Source organism: Erwinia sp. AK-PDG3-5, from assembly GCF_056821705.1.
Map to the genome: position 1 here is coordinate 1,253,443 of NZ_CM165967.1, position 22,209 is coordinate 1,275,651.

General features: G+C 56.3%; 18 protein-coding genes. 14 read left to right on the forward strand and 4 right to left on the reverse strand.

The window, feature by feature from the left end; genetic code table 11:
- Both yfhb and tadA read left to right on the forward strand, forming a co-directional pair.
- Nucleotides 1–639, forward strand: a complete 639-nt coding sequence (gene yfhb, locus AC1UKS_RS05770) for a phosphatidylglycerophosphatase C (RefSeq protein ID WP_041692099.1) — start codon at nucleotides 1–3, stop codon at nucleotides 637–639.
- A gap of 70 nt (nucleotides 640–709) precedes the next feature.
- Nucleotides 710–1,192, forward strand: a complete 483-nt coding sequence (tadA, locus tag AC1UKS_RS05775) for a tRNA adenosine(34) deaminase TadA (RefSeq protein ID WP_482436887.1) — start codon at nucleotides 710–712, stop codon at nucleotides 1,190–1,192.
- Nucleotides 1,193–1,222: 30 nt separating this feature from the next.
- On the opposite strand, the gene mltF is transcribed toward tadA, so the two are convergent.
- Nucleotides 1,223–2,680, reverse strand: a complete 1,458-nt coding sequence (gene mltF, locus AC1UKS_RS05780; RefSeq protein ID WP_053144571.1) for a membrane-bound lytic murein transglycosylase MltF — start codon at nucleotides 2,678–2,680, stop codon at nucleotides 1,223–1,225.
- A 269-nt stretch (nucleotides 2,681–2,949) separates the two neighbouring features.
- Between mltF and purL the strand changes: the two genes are divergently transcribed.
- From purL to glnB, 5 genes are all read left to right on the forward strand, one after another.
- Nucleotides 2,950–6,840 carry a phosphoribosylformylglycinamidine synthase gene (gene purL / locus AC1UKS_RS05785; RefSeq protein WP_482436086.1) on the forward strand — a complete coding sequence of 1,297 codons (3,891 nt, stop codon included), beginning with the start codon at nucleotides 2,950–2,952 and terminating at the stop codon, nucleotides 6,838–6,840.
- 588 nt (nucleotides 6,841–7,428) lie between these two features.
- Nucleotides 7,429–8,859, forward strand: coding sequence for a sensor histidine kinase (locus AC1UKS_RS05790; protein ID WP_482436087.1), 1,431 nt, complete (start codon nucleotides 7,429–7,431; stop codon nucleotides 8,857–8,859).
- Complete coding sequence (qseG, locus tag AC1UKS_RS05795) at nucleotides 8,859–9,554, forward strand: two-component system QseEF-associated lipoprotein QseG (RefSeq protein ID WP_053144567.1); 696 nt, start codon at nucleotides 8,859–8,861, stop codon at nucleotides 9,552–9,554. The genes AC1UKS_RS05790 and qseG overlap by 1 nt, the downstream gene beginning before the upstream one ends.
- Entirely contained in the window at nucleotides 9,551–10,885 is a 1,335-nt protein-coding gene (glrR, locus tag AC1UKS_RS05800) for a two-component system response regulator GlrR (protein WP_013203413.1), read from the forward strand. The genes qseG and glrR overlap by 4 nt, the downstream gene beginning before the upstream one ends.
- A gap of 142 nt (nucleotides 10,886–11,027) precedes the next feature.
- A complete protein-coding gene (gene glnB / locus AC1UKS_RS05805) occupies nucleotides 11,028–11,366 on the forward strand; it encodes a nitrogen regulatory protein P-II (RefSeq protein ID WP_013203412.1) in 339 nt (112 codons plus the stop codon).
- A gap of 74 nt (nucleotides 11,367–11,440) precedes the next feature.
- Here glnB and hmpA read toward each other — a convergent pair whose 3' ends face one another.
- Complete coding sequence (gene hmpA / locus AC1UKS_RS05810) at nucleotides 11,441–12,625, reverse strand: NO-inducible flavohemoprotein (RefSeq protein WP_482436088.1); 1,185 nt, start codon at nucleotides 12,623–12,625, stop codon at nucleotides 11,441–11,443.
- Between the two features lie 256 nt (nucleotides 12,626–12,881).
- Between hmpA and glyA the strand changes: the two genes are divergently transcribed.
- On the forward strand, nucleotides 12,882–14,135 hold the full coding sequence (glyA, locus tag AC1UKS_RS05815; RefSeq protein ID WP_013203410.1) for a serine hydroxymethyltransferase: 1,254 nt from the start codon (nucleotides 12,882–12,884) through the stop codon (nucleotides 14,133–14,135).
- 124 nt (nucleotides 14,136–14,259) lie between these two features.
- Nucleotides 14,260–15,396, forward strand: coding sequence for a 3-phenylpropionate MFS transporter (locus tag AC1UKS_RS05820; protein WP_265911273.1), 1,137 nt, complete (start codon nucleotides 14,260–14,262; stop codon nucleotides 15,394–15,396).
- Here AC1UKS_RS05820 and csiE read toward each other — a convergent pair whose 3' ends face one another.
- A complete protein-coding gene (gene csiE, locus AC1UKS_RS05825) occupies nucleotides 15,397–16,665 on the reverse strand; it encodes a stationary phase inducible protein CsiE (protein ID WP_482436089.1) in 1,269 nt (422 codons plus the stop codon).
- 138 nt (nucleotides 16,666–16,803) lie between these two features.
- Between csiE and AC1UKS_RS05830 the strand changes: the two genes are divergently transcribed.
- Together AC1UKS_RS05830 and AC1UKS_RS05835 are read left to right on the forward strand one after the other, a co-directional pair.
- A complete protein-coding gene (locus AC1UKS_RS05830; RefSeq protein WP_410173068.1) occupies nucleotides 16,804–17,451 on the forward strand; it encodes a DUF1007 family protein in 648 nt (215 codons plus the stop codon).
- Nucleotides 17,442–18,446, forward strand: coding sequence for a nickel/cobalt transporter (locus AC1UKS_RS05835; RefSeq protein ID WP_482436090.1), 1,005 nt, complete (start codon nucleotides 17,442–17,444; stop codon nucleotides 18,444–18,446). The genes AC1UKS_RS05830 and AC1UKS_RS05835 overlap by 10 nt, the downstream gene beginning before the upstream one ends.
- Before the next feature lie 65 nt (nucleotides 18,447–18,511).
- Here the strand turns inward: AC1UKS_RS05835 and suhB are convergent, their stop codons facing one another.
- Complete coding sequence (gene suhB, locus AC1UKS_RS05840) at nucleotides 18,512–19,315, reverse strand: inositol-1-monophosphatase (RefSeq protein ID WP_013203405.1); 804 nt, start codon at nucleotides 19,313–19,315, stop codon at nucleotides 18,512–18,514.
- 118 nt (nucleotides 19,316–19,433) lie between these two features.
- Between suhB and trmJ the strand changes: the two genes are divergently transcribed.
- From trmJ to AC1UKS_RS05855, 3 genes are all read left to right on the forward strand, one after another.
- The gene (trmJ, locus tag AC1UKS_RS05845; RefSeq protein ID WP_265911270.1) at nucleotides 19,434–20,162 is read left to right on the forward strand and encodes a tRNA (cytosine(32)/uridine(32)-2'-O)-methyltransferase TrmJ; all 729 of its coding nucleotides are present in this window, start codon (nucleotides 19,434–19,436) and stop codon (nucleotides 20,160–20,162) included.
- A gap of 166 nt (nucleotides 20,163–20,328) precedes the next feature.
- Entirely contained in the window at nucleotides 20,329–20,826 is a 498-nt protein-coding gene (gene iscR / locus AC1UKS_RS05850) for a Fe-S cluster assembly transcriptional regulator IscR (RefSeq protein WP_265911269.1), read from the forward strand.
- Between the two features lie 130 nt (nucleotides 20,827–20,956).
- Nucleotides 20,957–22,162: an IscS subfamily cysteine desulfurase gene (locus AC1UKS_RS05855; RefSeq protein WP_482436091.1), complete on the forward strand. Its 1,206-nt coding sequence runs from the start codon at nucleotides 20,957–20,959 to the stop codon at nucleotides 22,160–22,162.
- Nucleotides 22,163–22,209 lie beyond the last annotated feature (47 nt).

Below are 22,209 nucleotides of genomic sequence, written 5' to 3' on the forward strand. Positions count from 1 at the left end.
TTGATAACTGGTCAGGAACGACGCGTGGTGTTCTTTGATTTGGACGGCACGCTGCATCAGCAGGATATGTTCGGCACCTTTATGCGCTATTTACTGAAGCGCCAGCCGTTGAACCTGCTATTGGTGGTGCCGTTGCTGCCGGTGATTGGCGCCGGTTTACTGATCAAGGGCCGGGCGGCACGCTGGCCGATGAGTCTGCTGCTGTGGTCGATCACCTTTGGCCACAGTGAGGAAAGCCTGACGGCGAAGGAAAATGCCTTTGCGCAGTGGTTCCGTCAGCGCGTCACGGCCTTCCCGGTGGTTCAGCAACGGCTGACGGACTATCTGAACAGCTCGGATGCGGACGTCTGGTTAATCACCGGTTCACCGCAACGGCTGGTGGAGCAGGTCTATTTTGACTCGGCTTTCTTGCCGAAGGTAAAGCTGATCGCCAGCCAGATGAGCCGCGGTTTCGGTGGCCGGGTGCTGTCGATGCGCTGCCTGGGGCATGAAAAAGTGGCCCGGCTGGAAGAGAAGATCGGCACGCCGTTGCAGCTGTACAGCGGCTACAGCGACAGTAAGCAGGATAACCCGCTGCTGTTCTTCTGCCAGCACCGCTGGCGCGTAACGCCGCAGGGCGAGCTGCAACAGCTTGAGTAAAACAGGTATACTGTGCCGCGTTTTTTAGCTGGAGACTCAGGTGAGCGACAAAGTAAGCGATGAATTCTGGATGCGCCATGCTCTGATGCTGGCGCGTCGTGCCTGGGAAGAGGGTGAAGTGCCGGTCGGTGCGGTGTTAGTTCAGGGCGATAAGCTGATTGGCGAAGGCTGGAATCGCCCGATTGGCCACCATGATCCCACTGCGCATGCCGAGATTATGGCGCTGCGTCAGGGGGGGAAAGTGCTGGAAAACTACCGGCTGCTGGACACCACGCTGTACGTCACGCTGGAGCCCTGCGTGATGTGCGCCGGCGCGATGGTGCATGGACGGATCGGCAGGCTGGTGTTTGGCGCAAGGGATGAGAAAACCGGCGCAGCAGGGTCCCTGATCGACGTGTTGGGCCACGCAGGCATGAATCATCAGGTTAAGGTGGAAGAGGGGATGCTGGCGGAAGAGTGCGCGGGCATGCTGAGTGATTTCTTCCGTCACCGTCGCGCAGAAAAAAAGGCACTGCGCCTGCAACAACGCGAGCAGACTGCCGAAGACGACTAGTGCGTTGCGGCGTGTCGCCCCTGATTGCCGTTAGTTCAGCGCAATTTTAGGGGCCACAGCCGGATAGCCTTCCCCCATCTCGGCTTCATAAGCCGCCTGCTGTGCCAGCTTCCGCTCCTGATCCTGCAAATAGCCCACCAGGCTTATCTGATACAGCCGGATGTTTTCCACGTAGTTATAGGCTTCCTGACCACGGGCATAGCCATAGTTGGTCTGACTGTAATAGCGTTTCTGGCTCAGCATCGGCAAACGCAGCTTCACATCTGCCCAGCTATCCGGATTTCCCTTCTGTTTTTCCGTCAGCTTACGGGCATCCAGCATATGGGCATAACCCATGTTATAGGCCGCCAGCGCAAACCAAATCTTCTCGTCGTCAGGGATGGTTTGCGGCACTTTTTCCATCATTCGCACCAGATATTCACTGCCGCCACGGATGCTTTGCTCGGGATCGGTGCGGTCACTGACGTTCAGGCTTTCAGCCGTGTTGCGGGTCAGCATCATCATGCCGCGCACGCCGGTCGGGGAGGTTGCCTGAGGATTCCAGTGCGACTCCTGATAGGAAATCGCCGCCAGTAAACGCCAGTCGATCTCGCTGGCGTACTTTTGAAACAGCGGGCGGATATCCGGCAGCGTGCCATCAATGGCGCGCAGGAAGGTGCGGGTATCGACATAATCGAAGGTCCCCACATGGCCGAGGTACTTCTCATCCAGACGGGCCATCGCGCCTTCTTCACCCATCTGGTTAAAGTAGTCGAGCATCGCCGCGTTCAGGCTGTCGTCCTGATCGCGCTGCATATACCAGGTAATCGGCTCTTCATCGGTAATATCAAAGGCGACCGCCAGCTGCGGATGGATGCGCTGTAGCAGGGCGATCGACACGGAATCCCCCACCGTGTAATCCAGTTTGCCATCGGCTACCGCTTCCAGCAGGGTGTTCGGGCTCTGATCGGTCGAAATCGCCCAATCCAGATCGGGATACTGATTCTGTTTGATTCCGCGCAGGGTGGAAAGGTAGGCAGAGTCGGAGGCGACGGTGAGTCGGCCATGCAGCTCACCGAGGTTTTTTGGGCGTGGCTTACCCATCCGGTAAACCAGTTGCTGGGATACGGAGTAATAAGTGGGGCCAGTACGAAAGCGCGATTGACGTTCGCCGCTGTAAATTAATCCTGCGGCCAGCACGTCAGCTTTATCATCTTCCAGGTCGTCAAACAGATCACTGAGGTTTTGCCGGACGGTGATCTGCAGCTTCACGCCCAGATAATCAGCGAAGCGTTTCGCCAGCTCATAGTCCATTCCGGCTGGGGCTTTATTAATGGTGTAGTAAGTCAGCGGGGAAGTTAACGTGCTCACACGCAAAACTCCCCGTGATTTTATCTGCTCTATCTGGTCCTGTTGACCCCCGTACCAAGGGATCGATGGCCACAGTGCCAACGCAAGCAGCACGGTAACCAGGCCGATGAAAAGATAATTAATTTTCAGGCGTTTCAAATGGTTATCTCTCGATTGCTCTCAGGTTCTGTCTGTAACGGCAGTATTTGATGTCTATAATTGTTCCTGAGCGTGGGGCATTTTGCGCAACTCGGTGCCCCTGCGCAACTGAATTCAACCTGAATTGTGTGAATTTCAGCCAATTCCCTGGTGCGATTTATTCTGCGCAAACGGTTTCGTAACCGGTGGGGATTCTCTATAATACCGCCCGCTTTCCCTGTTGCGCCCAAAGAAGCGTCGCCCGGCGCTTCGAAGACGAGAGATCTTTGATGATGGAAATTCTGCGTGGTTCGCCCGCTCTGTCGGCATTTCGTATTACTAAATTGCTGGCCCGCTTTCAGGACGCTCACCTGCCGGTGAGTGACATTTACGCTGAGTACGTCCATTTTGCTGACGTCAGCACGCCTCTGGCTGCTGATGAAAAAGCCCGTTTACAGCGCCTGCTGAAGTACGGTCCCTCTCTCGCGGAACATACGCCGGAAGGGCGCCTGATCCTGGTGACACCACGTCCGGGAACCATTTCGCCGTGGTCGTCTAAAGCGACCGACATCGCGCACAACTGCGATCTGCCTCAGGTGCTTCGTCTGGAGCGCGGTCTGGCTTTCTATGTTAAGGCCCCACAGCTGACCGACGCCCAGTGGTCGTTGCTGGCTGCGTTGCTGCATGACCGCATGATGGAAGTGGTCCTCAGCGATTTGAACCAGGCTGAACAGCTGTTTGCTCATCACCAGCCTGCTCCGCTGCAAAGCGTCGACGTGCTGGGTGAAGGCCGTGACGCGCTGGATAAAGCCAACCGTAAGCTGGGTCTGGCGCTGGCCGATGATGAAATTGACTACCTGCTGGCGGCCTTTGAAAAACTCGGGCGCAACCCGAACGACATCGAGCTGTATATGTTTGCCCAGGCGAACTCCGAGCACTGTCGTCATAAAATCTTCAACGCTGACTGGATTATCGACGGCGAGCAGCAGCCTAAATCGCTGTTCAAGATGATCAAAAACACCATGGAGAAGACCCCGGACCACGTGCTGTCTGCCTATAAAGACAACGCCGCGGTGATGGAAGGTTCTCAGGTGGGCCGTTTCTATGCGGACGCAGAAAAAGGGCAGTACGACTTCCATCAGGAAGAAGCGCATATTCTGATGAAAGTTGAAACCCATAACCACCCGACGGCGATTTCGCCATGGCCGGGTGCGGCAACCGGTTCAGGCGGTGAAATCCGTGATGAAGGCGCAACCGGACGTGGCGCGAAACCGAAAGCGGGTCTGGTTGGCTTCTCGGTCTCTAACCTGCGTATTCCTGGTTTTGAACAGCCGTGGGAAGAAGACTTCGGCAAACCTGACCGCATCGTCACTGCGCTGGATATCATGACCGAAGGTCCACTGGGCGGCGCGGCATTCAATAACGAATTTGGTCGTCCTGCGCTGAATGGCTACTTCCGTACCTATGAAGAGCAGGTCAACAGCCATAACGGCGTGGAGCTGCGCGGTTACCACAAGCCAATCATGCTGGCCGGCGGTATCGGTAACATCCGTGCTGACCATGTGCAGAAAGGCGAAATCACCGTCGGTGCCAAGCTGATCGTGCTGGGTGGCCCGGCGATGAACATTGGTTTGGGCGGCGGTGCAGCCTCTTCAATGGCTTCCGGCCAGTCTGATGCCGATCTGGATTTTGCTTCGGTACAGCGCGACAACCCCGAAATGGAGCGTCGTTGCCAGGAAGTGATCGACCGCTGTTGGCAGCTGGGTGAAGACAACCCGATTCTGTTTATCCACGATGTGGGTGCAGGCGGTCTTTCTAACGCGATGCCTGAACTGGTCAGCGACGGCGAGCGCGGCGGTCGCTTCAACCTGCGTGACATTCTTAACGACGAACCGGGTATGACCCCGCTGGAAGTCTGGTGTAACGAGTCCCAGGAACGCTACGTGATGGCGGTTGCGCCAGAGAAGCTGGAACTGTTTGCCGAGCTTTGTAAGCGTGAACGTGCGCCATTCGCGGTGATCGGCGAAGCCACCGAAGAGATGCATCTGTCTCTGGAAGACAGCCACTTCGATAACAAGCCTATCGATATGCCGCTGGACGTGCTGCTGGGTAAAACCCCGAAAATGACCCGCGATGTCACCACGCTGAAAGCGCAGGGTGAGCCGCTGGTCCGCGACAGCATAACGGTTGCGGATGCGGTAAACCGTGTTCTGCACCTGCCTGCGGTCGCTGAGAAGACCTTCCTGGTGACCATCGGCGACCGTTCGGTTACCGGTATGGTTGCGCGCGATCAGATGGTAGGTCCATGGCAGATCCCGGTGGCGAACTGTGCGGTCACCACGGCCAGCCTGGACAGCTATTACGGTGAAGCGATGGCGCTGGGCGAACGTGCGCCGGTTGCCCTGCTGGACTTTGCCGCATCTGGTCGTCTGGCGGTGGGTGAAGCGTTGACCAACATTGCCGCCACGCAGATTGGTTCGCTGAAGCGCATCAAGCTTTCGGCTAACTGGATGGCCGCAGCCGGTCACCCGGGCGAAGATGCCGGTTTATATGAAGCGGTGAAAGCGGTTGGCGAAGAACTTTGTCCGGCGCTGGGCATTACTATCCCGGTGGGCAAAGACTCCATGTCGATGAAAACCCGCTGGCAGCACGGCACCGAACAGCGTGAAATGACCTCACCGATGTCGCTGGTGATCACCGCGTTTGCCCGCGTGGAAGACGTGCGCCGCACCGTAACGCCTCAGCTGCAGCCGCAGCAGGATAACGCGCTGCTGTTGATCGACCTCGGCAAAGGCGTCAATGCGCTGGGCGCCACGGCGCTGTCACAGGTTTATCGTCAGCTGGGCGATAAGCCGGCAGACGTGCGTGACGCGCAGCAGCTGGCAGGCTTCTTCAACGCCATGCAGGTGCTGGTGGCGGATGGCAAACTGCTGGCTTACCACGACCGTTCTGACGGTGGTTTGCTGGTTACGCTGGCTGAAATGGCCTTTACCGGTCACTGCGGTGTTGAAGCGGATATCGCTGCGCTGGGTAAAGATTCACTGGCCGCGTTGTTCAACGAAGAGCTGGGTGCCGTGATTCAGGTGGCTGCGGCAGACCGTGCTCAGGTTGAGCAGGTGTTTGCTCAACACGGTCTGGCTGACTGTGTGCACGTCCTTGGCAAGGCTGTTCAGGGCGATCGTTTCGTGCTCACCTCTGGCGACTCTGCGGTGTACAGCGAAAGCCGCACCACGCTGCGTACCTGGTGGGCAGAAACCACCTGGCAGATGCAGCGTCTGCGTGATAACCCGGCCTGTGCCGATCAGGAACACGACGCCAAGAAAAACGACCAGGATCCAGGCCTGAACGTGGCGCTGACCTTTAAGCCAGAAGAAGATATCGCCGCGCCATACATCGCGACCGGTGCGCGTCCGAAAGTTGCCGTGCTGCGTGAGCAGGGCGTTAACTCCCACGTTGAAATGGCGGCCGCGTTCCACCGCGCCGGTTTTGATGCGGTTGACGTGCACATGAGTGACCTGCTGGCAGGACGCCGTGGTCTGGAAGCATTCCAGACGTTGGTTGCCTGTGGCGGCTTCTCTTATGGTGACGTGCTGGGCGCAGGCGAAGGTTGGGCGAAGTCGATTTTGTTCAACTCCCGCGTGCGTGATGAGTTCGAAACCTTCTTCCACCGTCCGCAAACGCTGGCACTGGGCGTCTGTAACGGGTGTCAGATGATGTCGAACCTGCGCGAACTGGTGCCGGGAAGCGAAGCCTGGCCGCGCTTTGTGCGCAACCAGTCCGAGCGTTTTGAAGCCCGTTTCAGCCTGGTGGAAGTGGCGGCAAGCCCATCACTGATGCTGGAAGGCATGGTGGGTTCGCGTATGCCAATCGCGGTATCGCACGGTGAAGGCTTCGTGGAAGTGCGTGATGATGCGCATCTGGCGATGCTGGAGCACAAAGGTCTGGTGGCATTACGCTTCGTTGACCACTTCGGTAAGGTGACTCAGCAGTACCCGGCGAACCCGAACGGTTCACCAAACGGTATTACCGCGGTGACCAACGAAAGCGGTCGCGTGACCATCATGATGCCGCACCCGGAACGTGTGTTCCGTACGGTGAGCAACTCATGGCACCCGGAAGAGTGGGGCGAAGACAGCCCGTGGATGCGGATCTTCCGCAACGCGCGTAAACAACTCGGCTAAGCCGGGTTACAGGGCAACCCTCCGGGGTTGCCCTTTTACGTTCTGCCCACCTGTTGCAAAATTGCGACAGTGGCCTGCTCGTACTGTCGCCAATAAGTGACATCTAAGGTATTGATTTATATCACTCACTGAGTTTTATCCGAATACCGTTTCTATTCAGCGACAGTTTCTTTTGACCATCAGGTCCGGAACGCGCTGACTCCTCTTACCCCGAATTTATATTTGTCATACAAATCATTGCGTTAATAATTAATTATAGAGTTGGCACGACTATTGCTTTTATATCTGCAGTGGCTCATTCACCTGGTTACGACAGCCCTGCGAAAGCGGTCAAGCGCTTCATAACAACCCGAATGACGCACAATACGGTGCCTGCCGTCCACCAAACCGATACAGTCCACTTTGTGGCTCTATCAAGCTTCGGACGCAACGTTGAGTTAGGCACCACCTAATTTTCTGTGATGACGATGTCCTCACAGCGTGAATGGCAGATTCTTTGAATCTGCCATTTTTCGTTTTGGATCCAGGGCTTTCTTCCCACGCGTCACTCAGCTAGCATCGTTGCAGCGTGCAAAATGAGAAACTCTTGTGAAAAAATGGCGTTTATTTCCCCGTTCCCTTCGTCAACTGGTATTAATGGCCTTTCTGCTGGTGCTGCTGCCTTTGCTGGTGCTGGCATGGCAGGCATGGGAAAGCCTGTCTGCGCTGAGCGAAAGGGCAGCGGATACCAACCGCACTACGCTGACCGACGTTCGTCGTAGCGAAGCGATGGCGCGAACCGCCCTGGAACTGGAGCGTAGCTATCGCCAGTACTGCGTGCTGGACGATCCGATGCTCGCCAACCTTTATCAAATCCAGCGCACTAAATACGCGCAGATGCTTGACGCTCAATCCTCCGTGCTGCCCGACAGCCGGATTGCCACCACGCTGCACAACGCCCTTGGCCTGCTGGTAAAAATCAGCTGCGATAACAGTAATCCAGTGACGGCCGCTTCCGACGCGCTGGAGGCATTCTCGACGGCGAATGCGCAGCTGGTTCAGTCGACGCGTGAAGTGGTTTTCTCGCGCGGTTTACAACTTCAGCGCGAAATTGCCGAACGCGGCCAGTATTTCGGCTGGCAGGCGCTGATATTGTTCTTACTGAGCCTTGGACTGGTGCTGCTGTTTACCCGAATGATTATCGGTCCGGTCAAGGCGGTTGAGAGAATGATTAACCGGCTGGGCGAGGGCAGACAGCTCAGCCACAACCTGGCGTATAAAGGCCCGCGTGAATTGCGATCGTTAGGGCAACGGATCCTCTGGCTGAGCGAACGGCTTGCGTGGCTGGAATCCCAGCGCCATGAGTTTTTGCGTCATATTTCTCATGAGCTTAAAACCCCTCTGGCCAGTATGCGTGAAGGCACCGCGCTGTTAGCGGACGAAGTGGTGGGCACCCTAACGCCAGACCAGCAGGAGGTTGTCAGCATCCTCGACCAAAGCAGTCGCCACCTGCAGCGGCTGATAGAACAGCTGCTGGACTATAACCGCAAGCTGTCTGAAGCCCCGGTGGCGATGGGCGAGGTGCAGCTGGATCCGTTGATCAACGGCATCGTCAGTTCGCATAGCCTGACCGCCAGAGCTAAAATGATGCAGACTGAGGTGACGCTACCGGTTGCGGCCTGTCGCGCCGACGCCACGCTGCTGGCGCGGGCCATCGATAATCTTTATTCGAATGCGATACATTACGGCGGAGAATCCGGTACCATCTGGATCCGCAGCCGCCAGCAGGGGCGCAAGGTGCTGATCGAGGTAGCGAATACCGGCAGCACCATCCCTGAGGGTGAAAGAAAAATGATCTTTGAGCCTTTCTTCCAGGGCAACCAGCAGCGCAAAGGCGCCGTAAAGGGCAGCGGACTTGGGCTGAGCATCGCCAGGGACTGTATCCATCGCCTGCAGGGCGATCTGCAACTGGTTAACAGTGAAGCGGAAGAAGTCTGTTTTCGTATCGAACTTAACGCCATCGTCGGGAATGCCCAATAATGAGAACCCTCCCTGTTTCCGCTGCGGTCGCCATCGCTATGCTGTTGGCGGCATGCAGCAGTAAAGCCCCCGATCCGGCCATGACCATCAACGGTAAACCGCTGACCGAACCCGAAATCAAAATCGTTAATTTCCAGCTGATTGACTGCAACCGCTTATGGGACATCGACAGTGACACGGCGCTGAACAGCTCACTGTACTGGTTACGGGCGATGGATTGTGCGGTGCGTCTTTCCCCGGCTGAAGCCCGTGAAGAAGCCCGGCGCTGGCCAACGGATAACTGGCAAAGCGCTTTCAAGCAGGGTGTATTGCTGAATAATGGCAACGTCACGCCGGTCGAACGGCGGCAATATATGGCGCGGCTGGACACCTTCAGTGCCGACTATCCATCTTCGCTGCGTCCACTTATTCAACTGTGGCGGGACGATCAGATGGGGCTGCTGCAACTGTCGGAAGAGAGAACCCGCTACCACCATCTGCAGCAAAGCAGTGATGCCGAGCTGGATGCGTTGCGTCAGCACCAGTTGGCGTTAACTAACGAACTCAGCGTGACCCGCCGTAAGCTGGAGTCACTGACCGACATTGAACGCCAGCTCTCATCCCGCCGTTCTCCGGATGCGGCCGATAGCAGCCACACCGATAAGAGCGACGGAAGCACGCCGGCCACAACACCCGAGGATGCTGCGCAGCCATGATAAAGAAATCAGCCAATCTGCTGCTGGTGGACGACGATCCCAGCCTGTTGAAACTGTTGGGAATGCGTTTGAGCAGCGAAGGCTTTAGCGTGCAAACGGCCGAAAGCGGGCCGGAAGCGCTGCGATTGCTGCAAAGGGAGAAGATCGACCTGGTGATCAGCGATCTGCGGATGGACGAAATGAACGGCGTCGAGCTATTTAATGAAATCCAAAAGCAGCAGCCTGGCATGCCGGTGATCATTCTTACCGCCCACGGTTCAATACCTGAAGCGGTCTCCGCTACCCAGCAGGGCGTGTTCAGCTTTCTGACCAAACCCGTCGACCGCGATGCGCTTTACAGTGCTATCGATCAGGCGTTGGCCCACCGCGCACCCGCCAGTGATGATGCCTGGCGCGAAAGCATTGTGACCCGCAGCCCGGTAATGCTGCGCTTGTTAGAACAGGCCAGAATGGTCGCTCAGTCGGATGTCAGCGTGCTGATCAACGGCCAGAGCGGTACCGGCAAGGAGATCCTGGCGCAGGCGATCCATGCCGCCAGCCCAAGAGCAGGCAAAGCCTTTATCGCCATTAACTGCGGTGCCTTGCCTGAGCAGTTGCTGGAATCGGAGCTGTTTGGGCACGCCAAAGGGGCCTTTACCGGCGCGGTCAGCCAGCGTGAAGGCCTGTTTCAGGCAGCCGAAGGCGGCACGCTGTTTCTCGATGAAATCGGCGATATGCCACAGGCGTTGCAGGTGAAATTGCTACGCGTGTTGCAGGAGCGCAAGGTGCGTCCGCTCGGCAGCAACCACGATCAGGACATTAACGTGCGCATCCTCTCGGCAACGCATCGCGATCTGCCGAAAGCGATGGAAAAGAAAGAGTTCCGTGAGGATCTCTTCTACCGCCTGAACGTGGTTAACCTGAAAATTCCCGCGCTGCATGAGCGCTCAGAAGACATTCCGCTGCTGGCGAATCATCTGTTGAAGCAGGCGGCCGAGCGGCACAAACCCTTTGTGCGCAGTTTCTCGACCGATGCGATGAAGCGACTGGTGGCCGCCAGCTGGCCGGGGAATGTCCGTCAACTGGTCAACGTGATTGAACAGTGCGTGGCGCTGAGTTCGGCTCCGGTGATTGGTGAAGCGCTGGTTGAACAGGCGCTGGTGGGCGAAAACACCGCGCTACCAACCTTTGTGGAAGCGAGAAACCAGTTCGAACTCAATTATTTACGCAAGCTGCTGCAAATGACCAAAGGCAACGTCACCCATGCCGCACGTCTTGCCGGGCGCAACCGCACGGAATTCTATAAGCTGTTATCCCGCCACGAGCTGGATGCATCTGATTTTAAAGAGTAGTTTTTTTGTGCCGCTTCACGGCTGAGATATGTTAGCTTAAGCACGCTGAAAAAGAGACAGACCGCGCAGCGGGAGCTGTCCGTTGCACGTATACTGAACAGAGATTACTCTCCGGCCGCGGAGAGAATGAAAAGGGTCTGCCATGAAAAAGATTGATGCCATTATCAAACCGTTCAAACTCGACGATGTGCGTGAAGCACTGGCCGAAGTAGGGATTACTGGAATGACCGTGACTGAAGTGAAAGGCTTTGGTCGTCAGAAAGGACACACCGAGCTTTATCGTGGTGCGGAATACATGGTCGATTTTCTGCCGAAGGTGAAGATTGAGCTGGTTATCGCTGACGATATCGTCGATACCTGCGTCGAAGCCATCATGCGTACCGCGCAAACCGGCAAAATTGGCGATGGCAAAATCTTTGTCTTTGATGTGGCACGCGTGGTGCGTATTCGTACCGGCGAGGAAGACGAAGAAGCGATCTGATTTTTCGCCTCTCCCGTCTGGCCCATCACATCGCCGTCCTTTACAGGGCGGCGATGTTGTTTCTGGCTGACCGATTACAGCACCTTGTGCGGACCAAACACTTCGTAATGGATGCGGGCGCTGTCAATGCTAAGCGTCACCAGCTGTTGCGCCACCTGCTGCATAAAGCCTGTCGGCCCACAAAGGTAGTAATGACCTGTCGGATCGCTAAGCTGGCTCTCCAGCGGCAGTAAATTCATCACGCCGACGCTGTCGAAACGTCCGGCATCCTGCGGCAGCGGATCGCGATACCACAGGTGTTGTGAAAAGTTGGGCAGGCGTTGTGCTGAAGAAGCCACCTCCTCACCAAACGCATGTCTGTTGCCATTATCGGCGGCATGGAACCACTGCACGCGGGCTGGATGCTGCTGAGAGGCCAGCACATCCAGCATCGCCAGCATTGGCGTCTGGCCGACGCCGGCGGAGATCAGGGTGACCGGTGTCTCAGGAGAGACGGCCAGGAAGAAATCACCCGCCGGTGCGGCCAGTCTCAGCTCATCACCGACCTGTGCATGCTGGTGCAGCCAGCCAGACACCGTGCCGCCTGGTTCATGGCGCACGGCAATGCGATAATCCCGGCCATTGGGCGCGCGGGTCAGTGAATACTGGCGGATCTCCTGATTGGCAAAACGCTTATCGCGCAGCCAGACGCCAAGATATTGACCCGCCTGATAATCCGCCACCGGCTGACCATCGGTCGGGCTAAGAATAAAGCTTTTGATCACCTCGCTTTGCGGCTCAATGGCGCTGATGCGAAACGCCCTCGGCATACGCCAGCCGCCCACTTTTTCCTCGGCCTGCTGATAAAGCTGTTCTTCCCGCTGAATAAACACGCCTGCCAGTACGCCATAGGCTTTGCCCCAGGCATCCAGCACCTCGTCGCCCGGACTGAGCATTTCGTCAAGGGTTGCCAGCAGATGCTGGCCGACAATCTGATACTGAGCAGGCTGAATAGCGAAGCTGGTGTGCTTCTGCGCTATCTTTTCCACGGCGGGCAGCAGGGCAGCCAGATTTTCAATATTGCTGGCATAAGCACAGATGGCGTTAAACAGCGCTTCCCGCTGATTGCCGTTGCGCTGATTGCTCATATTAAAAATCTCTTTCAGCTCGGGGTTATGAGCAAACATTCGGTCATAGAAATGGGCGGTCAACGCCGGGCCGGTCGCCAGCAGGGCAGGAATGGTGGCTTTCACAGTGGCAATGGTTTTCGCGTCTAACATAGGTGAACTCCCTTGAGGGCTTAAACATGTATTTTAGATGCATCTTATAATTTATAAACACGTATCGCAAACACACCTTTAAGTGACAGGGGCATCATTTGGTTAAGCAACCCTCGCCAGTCCTGAAGCCAATCGTTTGCGTAAAAAGGGCGCTTTGTGGCTACCCCTAAGCAGGTAAAACAGTTTACACTGTTGGCCTTCGCCCAAACGGGCCGATCGATACCGATTATTTTGTTAGCTGAGTCAGGAGATGCGGATGTTAAAGCGTGATATGAATATTGCCGATTATGATGCCGAGTTATGGCAGGCAATGGAGCAGGAAAAAGTGCGTCAGGAAGAGCACATTGAACTGATTGCTTCTGAAAACTACACCAGTCCGCGTGTTATGCAGGCGCAAGGTTCTCAGCTGACCAATAAATATGCCGAAGGCTATCCGGGCAAGCGCTACTACGGTGGCTGTGAGTATGTGGATATCGTTGAGCAGCTGGCTATCGATCGTGCGAAAGCGCTGTTCGGTGCCGATTATGCGAACGTGCAGCCACACTCAGGTTCCCAGGCGAACTTCGCCGTCTACACCGCGCTGCTGCAGCCGGGCGACACCATTCTGGGGATGAACCTGGCACATGGTGGTCACCTGACTCACGGTTCGCCGGTTAACCTGTCGGGTAAGCTGTATAACGTCGTGCCTTATGGCATCGATGAAACCGGCAAAATCGATTACGACGATCTGGCGGCGCAGGCACAGAAGCACAAGCCAAAAATGATCATCGGTGGCTTCTCCGCGTACTCCGGTCTGTGCGACTGGGCGAAAATGCGTGAAATCGCTGACAGCATCGGTGCCTGGCTGTTTGTTGATATGGCGCACGTTGCCGGTCTGATCGCAGCGGACGTTTATCCAAACCCACTCCCGCATGCGCACATCGTTACCACCACCACCCACAAAACCCTGGCGGGCCCGCGCGGCGGCCTGATCCTGGCGAAGGGCGGCGACGAAGACCTGTACAAGAAGCTGAACTCTGCTGTCTTCCCTGGCGGCCAGGGCGGCCCGCTGATGCACGTGATTGCTGGTAAAGCGGTCGCGCTGAAAGAAGCGATGGAGCCTGAGTTCAAGGTGTACCAGCAGCAGGTGGCTAAAAATGCCAAAGCGATGGTTGAGGTGTTCCTGGAGCGTGGCTACAAAGTGGTTTCTGGTGGCACGCATAACCACCTGTTCTTGTTGGACCTGGTTGATAAAAACCTGACCGGTAAAGAAGCGGACGCCGCGCTGGGTCGCGCCAATATCACCGTTAACAAAAACAGCGTACCAAACGATCCGAAGAGCCCGTTTGTGACTTCAGGTATTCGTATTGGTTCTCCTGCGGTTACCCGTCGTGGCTTCAAAGAAGCTGACGTCCGCGAGCTGGCTGGCTGGATCAGCGACATTCTGGACAACGTCGCGGATGAAGGCACTCAGGAACGCGTGAAGAAGCAGGTTCTGGAAATCTGCGCACGCTTCCCGGTTTACGCATAACACTGCGTTACCCCTTTCCCTCGCGAAAGGGGATCCGGAACACATTAACGGGACAATACTGTCCCGTTAATTGATCTTAGGCCTGACCTCTGAGAAAGTAGCGCGCACTTTTGTCGGAGGGAACATGGCGATTCGTTCAGCTTACTGGCTCGGTCTGGGCTATTTCACGTACTTCTTTGCCTATGGCGTCTGGCTTCCTTTCTGGGGAGTGTGGCTGAAAGACTCTGGCCTGCAGCCAGAGAAAATTGGCCTGCTGCTCGGCTGCGGCATGATCGCCCGATTCCTCGGCAGCCTGATCATCGCCTCAAGAGTCACCAATCCTTCGCAACTGATTACCGCACTTCGCCTGCTGGCGGTGCTGGCGTTATGCTTTGTGCTCAGCTTCTGGATAAGCACTTCGTGGATCTGGCTGCTGCTGGTGATGATTGGCTTCAACCTGTTCTTCTCGCCGCTGGTTCCGCTCAGTGATGCGCTGGCAGCGACCTGGCAAAAGCAAATCTCAATGGCCTATGGCCCGGTTCGCCTGTGGGGCTCGCTGGCGTTCGTTATCAGCTCGGCGCTGACCGGCGTGCTGGTCAATGCTTTCTCCTATCAGGCGATTCTGGTGATGCTGTGTATCGGCGTTGCCGCGATGTTTGCTGGCATGCTGTTACGGCCATCCGTGCTGCCTTTAGGCGATGCAAAGCAGTCGGAAAAAGCCGGATGGGCTGACTGGAAGCGACTGCTGCAGGAAAATGCCGTCTGGCGGTTCCTGCTATGCGTGACGCTGATGCAGGGGGCGCATGCCGCCTATTACGGCTTCAGCGCTATCTGGTGGCAGGAAGCCGGCTACTCAGCCAGCGTCGTCGGCTATCTCTGGTCGCTGGGCGTGGTGGCTGAAATCATTGTCTTTGCGTCCAGCAACCGACTGTTCCGTCGCTGGGGCGCGCGCGACCTGCTGTTGCTGTCAGGGATTTGTGCGCTGCTGCGCTGGAGCCTGATGGCATCAACCACCGCATTACCCTGGCTGATTGTGGCGCAGATCCTGCACTGCGGCAGCTTCACCGTTTGTCATCTGGCGGCGATGCGTTTTATTGCCACGCGCGAGGGAGGAGAGGTGATCCGCCTGCAGTCGGTCTATTCGGCGCTGGCGATGGGGGGCGGTATTGCGGTGATGACGATGATCTGCGGCGTGCTGTTCCAGCATCTGCACGGTGGCGTCTTCTGGGTGATGGCGATGGTGGTGATACCTGCGCTTTTCCTGCGACCGAAGGTCGCCTGATCACGACTCCAGCAGCTGCCGGATGCGCTGTTGCTGATGCGGTTGCAGCGGAAGCTCGGCATGAATCAACGGCGGTGAGTACAGGGGAAGCGGCGTGGCGTAAGGCGTGATCACCAGTGCGATGCCCTTTGGCGCACTGCTGCGTTGATACTCTGCCACATCCAGGTATTTGATATTCAGTGGCAGCAGCGTCAGCTCGCGGACCTGTTGCTCAACTTCCCGCTCCAGCTCTGCATCTTTATCGGTTAACAGCAGCACCTGTTTTTCCTGCAACGCACTTTCCTGCATCAGCCACGCACCAAAAATAATCGCTATCAGCCCCATCTCTTCCTGCGAGAAGGTCAGCTGATACTGCTGCTCGAATTCAGCTACCGCGGCCTGGGTGGTCCGCAACAGCTTTGGATAAAGGCGGGTCACTTCTTCGGTCAGACTGTTATCAATCCCGACACCAAACAGCGAGCGCTCCAGCGCCTGGGCCAAATGAGTATATAGCTGGTCCGCCAGCCCTTTATCATCGCTGAAGTGCATGCCCGAAAGCAGTTGAAAGCGGTCGATTAACTGACGCACGGCACCAAGCAGCTGGTGTTCGTAATCATGGCGGGCATCATCGGCGCTGGGTGCGTGCATCTGACTGAACAGCAGGGCAAACAGCCACGTTTCACTGCCATCGGGGGCCGTTTTGCAGCGTTTCTGCCAGTGACGCACCACTTCCTCAGCCACCTGATGTTCAATTTTTGCCGCCAGCCAGCGTCGCTGCGCGTCATTGAATTCCGTGCGTGATTGCCGGCACAGCGAATGCTGCATCAGCAGTTGCAAGAATTGGCGATCCCGCTCGGTGAACTGGCGTGCGAGCTTCTGGCCGCAATGTTGCACCAGCGCCAGAAGGTTTCGCTCATCATAAAGCGCCTTCTCGATCTGCTTGAGTCTGAGCTGCTGCTTGACCTGTGGAGCAAAATGTTGCTGTACAAAATCCGGTGTCAGCCGCAATGCCCGACGCAACCAGTGAAACAGACACAGCCGCTGGTCCAGTTCCGCACCGCTTATCTGCCACTTCCCCGCGGTATCCCGATGCAAGGCGAGGCGGTGATAGCGCTGGATTTCTGCTTCGACCTCCGCTATATCTTGCCGGGTAACCGACCGATCCACCCCGTTAATCTGACTCATCACCTCAAGAGTTACGGGAAGTTCAGGGAGATAAAGCAATAAAAGCAGATGACAATGACGCTGCGGACTGGAAAAAGCTGAAGGCTCGGGTGAGGGTAAACTCATCGTCGGCAATCCCAGTGAAAAGTAACATCGCTAAGCATAGCGTGATTGCTGCCGGTGGCAGCGTGGGGCGGCCAGTTTTATTTATAGCTTTCTAGGCAGGTCACAGAATTTTTGCCTGAACAGCAGAGGGAATTGAAATTGTTACACTATAACATTATTGTTGGGCGGCTAATCGGGGCATTATGCCTGTGTCTGGCACCGCACGCGTGGGCGCATCCGCACAGCTTTATTGATATGCAGGCAACGTTGCTGCATCAGGACGATAAGATCACTGGCCTGAAGATGCATTGGGTGATGGATGAGATTACCTCGGCCGATCTGCTGTACGACGCCGGCAAGGCCAAACCCGATTCGGTGGTCTGGAAAAAGCTGGCGGCAGAGGTGATGGCCAACGTGCTCGGACAGCATTATTTCAGTGAGTTCTGGCATCAGGGTAAACCGGTCAAGTTCGATAACTTACCGCCGGAATACCATCTTTCCAGGCAGGGGAACAAGGCGGTGCTGGACTATGTTTTACCGCTGGGCGAACCGCAGCCGCTGGCAGGCCAGACGTATGTTTTTACCACCTTTGACCCGAGTTACTTCGTTGATATGTATTACGATTCCGAAAAGTCCCTGCACATTCCCCCTGAGCTGGCGCAGCGCTGTACCTTCACCCTGAAAACGCCGAAACCGGATGCGTCGATGCAGGCCTATGCGCTGTCGCTGGATAAAGCCGACGCGCCGCCTGAGGACATGGATTTGGGGCAACAGTTCGCGCAGACGGTGACCCTGACATGTCAGTAAATGCCATAACGACCCGGCCGTCGCGTGGCTGGCTGCAGGCCTGGCCGCTTTGTGTTTTGCTGCTGCTGTTTATTGCCGCAGGTTTCACTGTCTGGCAACACTGGCCGCAGATCCTGTTGCAAAGCATTCTGTGGCAGAAAACGCTGCATCAACAGATGACCGCATTGCTGCAGCAGGTGGCCAGCCATCCGCATCAGGCGGGGTTGGCGCTGATGGGATTCAGCCTGCTGTATGGCGTGCTGCATGCGCTGGGGCCGGGGCATGGCAAGGTGGTGATCGCGACGTTTCTTGCCACGCATCCGACAAAAGTCAAAACCAGTTTGCAGCTTACGCTGGCGGCGGCGGTGGTTCAGGGCGGGGTGGCCATCCTGCTGGTCACCGTGATGCTGGTAGTGCTCGGCCTCTCATCCCGCCAGCTCCATCTCAGCAGTTACTGGCTGGAGAAGGGCAGTTATCTGATGGTCGCCGGACTGGGCCTCTGGCTGTGCTGGCGCGCGCTGCGTAAAATCTGGCAAGCCTTACGGCCCTTGCCAGCGATGAAGATTCAACGCATCGTGCCGGTGGGGCATCAACACAGCGATAGCTGCGGTTGCGGGCATCAGCATGTGCCGGACAGCCAGATGCTGGAGAAAGCGGTCAATGGCAAAACCAAAGCGATCGTGGTGCTTTCGATGGGACTGCGCCCTTGTTCAGGGGCGATCATGATGCTGCTGTTTTCAAAAGTGATCGGTGTTTATGGCTGGGGCGTATTGTCGGCATTGGCGATGGCGGTGGGCACGGCGTTAACCGTTTCGGCGATGGCCTTGCTGGTGCAGGTTTCCAGAGCGCTGGCGCTAAAACTCAGCCGTGGCGCCTCTCCTGCGGGCTGGCAAAAAGTTGGCTGGTCAGGATTGTCGTTGGTGGGAGGCGTGCTGCTGGTCGCGGTCGGCATCATGCTGTGGCTTAGCGCCACGCCGGCGATGTCCGGCGGCATAAGACCAATGTTTTTAGGTTAATCTGAAAGCAAAAAAGGCGGAGCTGAGCTCCGCCTTTTTGTCACTGAACGGTCCCGACCGGGAACCTAGCGCTTCAGCGCTTCGCTCAGTTCCTCACGCATGTTAGCCAGCATGGCTTTAACTACGCGTGGGTTGCCCGCAACGATGTTGCCGGAAGTCAGGTAACCGTGTGCACCAACAAAGTCAGTCACCAGGCCGCCTGCTTCACGCACCAGCAGTTCACCGGCCGCGAAATCCCATGGCTTCAGGCCAATTTCAAAGTAACCGTCAACACGGCCAGCCGCCACGTAGGCCAGATCCAGTGCAGCGGAACCGCTACGACGGAAATCAGCACACTGGGTGAACAGCTTACCTACGATGTTGATGTAAGGCGTGGCGTGCTGCTTCAGCTTGAACGGGAAGCCGGTCGCCAGGATGGTGCCATCCAGGTCACGAGCGGTGCTGCCGCGCAGGCGGTAACCGTTTAACTGCGCGCCCTGTCCACGAACGGCGCTGAACAGCTCATTGCGCATTGGATCGTAAACGACGGCGACTTCAGTGCGGCCTTTAATGCGCACGGCGATAGAAACAGAGAAATGAGGAAGGCGTTTGATGTAGTTGGTGGTGCCATCCAGTGGATCGATAACCCATTGTACATCCTCGTCTTCACCGGCTAATTCACCACTCTCTTCGGTAATAATGGTGTGCTTCGGATAGGACTTGCGAATCACCTCAATAATCAGGCGCTCAGCGTCGCGATCAACATTGGTAACGAAGTCGTTGGTGCCTTTCTGGCTCGCTTCGACAGCGTCCGGGGTTTCGTAATTCTTGACGATTAAATTTCCGGCCTTGCGCGCAGCGCGCACGGCAATGTTGAGCATTGGATGCATCGTTATCTCTCACTGGATGTTAAAGAACGGGAAAACGGCGCGGATTATAGCAGGGAGATCGTAAAATGTCCTGAAAATATGATAGCATCCTCAAATTATCTCACTGACCTGAACTCCTATGCTGCAAAACATCCGAATCGTGCTGGTTGAAACCTCTCATACCGGCAACATGGGATCCGTCGCCCGCGCGATGAAAACCATGGGACTGACCAACCTTTATCTGGTTAACCCTCTCGTCAAACCTGACTCCCAGGCCATCGCCCTGGCGGCGGGTGCCAGCGATGTGATTGGCGAAGCCCACATTGTTGACACCCTCGACGAAGCCCTGGCCGGCTGTAGTCTGGTGGTGGGCACCAGTGCCCGCTCCCGTTCGCTGCCGTGGCCGATGCTGGATCCGCGCGAATGCGGGATCAAAAGCGTGCAGGAAGGTCAGCAGGCGCCGGTCGCGCTGGTCTTTGGCCGCGAGCGCGTGGGGCTGACTAACGAAGAGCTGCAGAAATGTCATTACCACGTGGCAATCGCCGCTAACCCGGAATACAGCTCGCTGAACCTGGCGATGGCGGTGCAGATCATCGCTTATGAAGTGCGTATGGCGTTTTTACAGTCGCAGGAAACCGCGCAGCCAGAGTACGAAGAGTCGCCATATCCGCTGGTGGATGACCTTGAGCGCTTCTATCAGCATATGGAACAGATGATGACCCACAGCGGCTTTATCCGTGAAGGCAGCCCTGGTCAGGTGATGAGTAAAATGCGTCGCCTGTTCACCCGAGCCCGCCCGGAGCGCGATGAACTCAATATTCTGCGCGGCATGCTCTCTTCGCTGCAAAAGCCAAAGGGCGATAAGTAGACTATTTTACCCCCCGGTTTGCGGGGGTAATAGTTGACTAAAACGGTTGGTTAAATAGTTGAGTGTTTTACTAGGTTAAATACTTGACCAATTTAGTCGGGAATGGCAGACTTCAGGCATATTTTGTTAACACCCAACCAGGGTAATTACTGAGGTCGTTTACGCCATGAGACTGACATCCAAAGGCCGTTATGCCGTTACTGCTATGCTCGACGTTGCACTTCACTCCCATCAGGGGCCTGTGCCGTTAGCTGATATTTCAGAACGCCAGGGCATCTCCCTGTCTTATCTGGAGCAGCTGTTCTCACGCCTGCGCAAAAATGGCTTGGTGGCTAGCGTACGTGGTCCAGGCGGTGGTTACCTGTTGGGTAAAAGCGCTGACGCGATCGCGGTCGGTGCGGTGATTACGGCGGTTGACGAATCCGTTGATGCGACTAAGTGTCAGGGTAAAGAAGGCTGCCAGGGCGGTGAACGCTGCCTGACTCACGTGCTGTGGCGTGACCTGAGCGAGCGTATCAGCGACTTCCTGAACAACATTTCACTGGCTGAGCTGGTCAACAATCAGGAAATCCTGGAAGTGGCCGACCGTCAGAACAATACTGAAAAAGCGCGCGTGTCCACTGGCCGCGTGCATGAAACCATTAACGTCAATCTGCGTGCCTGATTGTCGCTAACGCGAACCTGTCTCCTGTCGTTCACTGGCTGATAGTTTCAGCCGGTAGCGGCAGGGTGATAACCTCATCGGGTCGCATTGAATGACTTACATTTAGCATGATGTATGGAGTTCAAAAGCAATGAAGGTTCCGATTTACCTTGATTACGCTGCAACCACCCCTGCCGATCCTCGCGTAGCCGAGAAAATGATCAAGTGCCTGACGCTCGACGGCACCTTTGGTAATCCCGCATCCCGTTCTCACCGTTTTGGCTGGCAAGCCGAAGAAGCGGTGGATATCGCCCGTAATCAGGTGGCCGAATTAATTGGCGCCGATCCGCGCGAAATCGTCTTCACCTCCGGCGCGACTGAATCCGATAATCTGGCGATCAAAGGCATTGCTCACTTCTATCAGGAGAAGGGCAGGCACATCATTACCAGCCAGACCGAGCATAAAGCGGTGCTGGACACCTGTATTCAGCTGGAGCGTGAAGGGTTCGAAGTCACTTACCTGGCACCTGGCAGCAACGGGGTGATCGACCTGAATCTGCTGCAGTCGGTGATGCGCGATGACACGATCCTGGTGTCGATCATGCACGTGAACAACGAAACGGGCGTGGTGCAGGACATTGGCAAAATTTCTGAGCTTTGCCAGGCGCGCGGTATTCTGTTCCATGTTGATGCGACGCAAAGCGTCGGTAAATTACCGGTCGATGTCACCCACATCCCCGTCGATCTGATGTCATTTTCTGCGCATAAAATTTACGGCCCTAAAGGCATCGGCGGTCTGTATGTTCGCCGTAAACCGCGTATCCGTCTGGAAGCGCAGATCCACGGCGGCGGTCATGAGCGCGGTATGCGTTCCGGAACGCTTCCCGTGCATCAAATTGTCGGCATGGGCGAAGCGTTCCGTATCGCCAAGCAGGAGATGGCCGGTGAAATGGCGCGCCTGAGCGCATTTCGCCACAAACTCTGGTCGGGCTTCAGTGAAATCGAGGAAGTCTATCTGAATGGCGATTTGGCGGCGGGTGCGCCGAATATCCTCAACGTCAGCTTTAATTATGTCGACGGTGAGTCGCTAATTATGACGCTAAAAGATCTCGCGTTGTCGTCAGGCTCTGCCTGTACCTCTGCCAGCCTTGAGCCTTCCTATGTGCTTCGCGCATTGGGGCTGAATGATGAACTGGCGCACAGTTCACTGCGTTTCTCTTTGGGCCGTTTTACCACCGAAGAAGAGATCGACTATGCGATTCAGCTGGTGCAGAAGTCGATTGGCCGCCTGCGCGAGCTCTCCCCCGAGTGGAAAGCCTTCAAAGCTAACAGCCAGACAGCAACGACTTCTCGTTGAATTAGCAGTACTTTCCCTCTACGACTCTCCAACGGACTGAACACTTT

Excerpts from the sequence above, each read along its gene's own strand:
- iscR (WP_265911269.1), top strand. The coding sequence starts at position 20,329 with ATGAGACTGACATCCAAAGGCCGTTATGCCGTTACTGCTATGCTCGAC.
- trmJ (WP_265911270.1), top strand. The coding sequence starts at position 19,434 with ATGCTGCAAAACATCCGAATCGTGCTGGTTGAAACCTCTCATACCGGC.
- AC1UKS_RS05820 (WP_265911273.1), top strand. The coding sequence starts at position 14,260 with ATGGCGATTCGTTCAGCTTACTGGCTCGGTCTGGGCTATTTCACGTAC.
- qseG (WP_053144567.1), top strand. The coding sequence starts at position 8,859 with ATGAGAACCCTCCCTGTTTCCGCTGCGGTCGCCATCGCTATGCTGTTG.
- AC1UKS_RS05835 (WP_482436090.1), top strand. The coding sequence starts at position 17,442 with ATGTCAGTAAATGCCATAACGACCCGGCCGTCGCGTGGCTGGCTGCAG.
- glrR (WP_013203413.1), top strand. The coding sequence starts at position 9,551 with ATGATAAAGAAATCAGCCAATCTGCTGCTGGTGGACGACGATCCCAGC.
- hmpA (WP_482436088.1), bottom strand. The coding sequence starts at position 12,625 with ATGTTAGACGCGAAAACCATTGCCACTGTGAAAGCCACCATTCCTGCC.
- purL (WP_482436086.1), top strand. The coding sequence starts at position 2,950 with ATGATGGAAATTCTGCGTGGTTCGCCCGCTCTGTCGGCATTTCGTATT.
- glyA (WP_013203410.1), top strand. The coding sequence starts at position 12,882 with ATGTTAAAGCGTGATATGAATATTGCCGATTATGATGCCGAGTTATGG.
- AC1UKS_RS05855 (WP_482436091.1), top strand. The coding sequence starts at position 20,957 with ATGAAGGTTCCGATTTACCTTGATTACGCTGCAACCACCCCTGCCGAT.
- tadA (WP_482436887.1), top strand. The coding sequence starts at position 710 with ATGCGCCATGCTCTGATGCTGGCGCGTCGTGCCTGGGAAGAGGGTGAA.
- suhB (WP_013203405.1), bottom strand. The coding sequence starts at position 19,315 with ATGCATCCAATGCTCAACATTGCCGTGCGCGCTGCGCGCAAGGCCGGA.
- glnB (WP_013203412.1), top strand. The coding sequence starts at position 11,028 with ATGAAAAAGATTGATGCCATTATCAAACCGTTCAAACTCGACGATGTG.
- csiE (WP_482436089.1), bottom strand. The coding sequence starts at position 16,665 with ATGAGTTTACCCTCACCCGAGCCTTCAGCTTTTTCCAGTCCGCAGCGT.